This window comes from Gabonibacter chumensis (assembly GCF_024741215.1).
Classification (GTDB): Bacteria; Bacteroidota; Bacteroidia; order Bacteroidales; family Marinifilaceae; genus Gabonibacter; species Gabonibacter massiliensis.
The window spans coordinates 1-950 of record NZ_JANSKB010000010.1 but is presented as its reverse complement, the minus strand read 5'-3'; the positions used below and the strand labels follow the sequence as shown (position 1 = coordinate 950).

At 49.3% G+C, this 950-nt stretch carries 1 pseudogene; it reads right to left on the bottom strand.

The annotated features are described in order from the left end of the window. Positions 1 to 292, bottom strand: a pseudogene (locus tag NVS78_RS14115) (Gldg family protein); the annotation flags it as partial. Between the last annotated feature and the right edge of the window lie 658 nt (positions 293 to 950).

The window sequence follows — 950 nt, the reverse complement described above, 5'->3', positions numbered from 1 at the left end:
CCGTCAAAAAGCCCACCTTCGGCAACTTCATCACGATACGCTTGAAGGCGGCTGAAATCTCCGTCTCCCCGGGGAAGATCATCATGTCATCGAACACACGCAAGAAAGTCTTCTGGCCGTTCTCCCGCTCCAACAAACGAACGAAACGATTGTACTCGCCGGACAAATCAATTCGTGCGCGAATCTGTTCCGGCTTCAATACCTTCGTTGTGTCCAATCCGGTGGATTCTAGCGTCCTCTTCACCATCTGGTCGAAAGTCATGTTCGGGTATCTCTTTTCCAGGTTCTTCATGTTTTTTACCGAGTCGTAATNGTCATGTTCGGGTATCTCTTTTCCAGGTTCTTCATGTTTTTTACCGAGTCGTAATAATAAACGTATTTCATCGTGATATCCGGTTTAAAACGAAGATACTGACGGAAACGACGCAAATCGTAACTTTTTTGCGAGGGCATACCGATCCAATAGTAATCATCCATGATGTTCACGTAGGTCGTGATTGTCAACTTCCCGTCCATGCGGGCAACGATATCCTGGCTGTTCGGGGTCAACGTGTTCTGTTTCGTACGCGTCACATCATAAAACGACATCAAGGAAGGACGGGAAGAGAGGTAGCCGACAAGCATGGCAATAAACCATACCACGGCGTATTTACCGAGATTCACCGCCCACGAACTCTTCTGCCGACAAGCCTGTAAACGAATAACACTCATGAACAGGAACAAGCCGATCACGATCAGGAAATAGATCACGTCCTCCGAGCAGATCAAACCGTTAACGAACTCCCCGGCTCGACCGGAAATCGCCAGCCAGAACGTGATATCGCGAACGAAATCGATCTCCTGCCACAATCCCTTCACGTAACTTAAAGCCGCGAGGATCGCCAAGGTACCCACGGCGGCAACGATCTGGTAAGAGGTCAGGCTCGACATGAACAAACCGATCGCCGCGT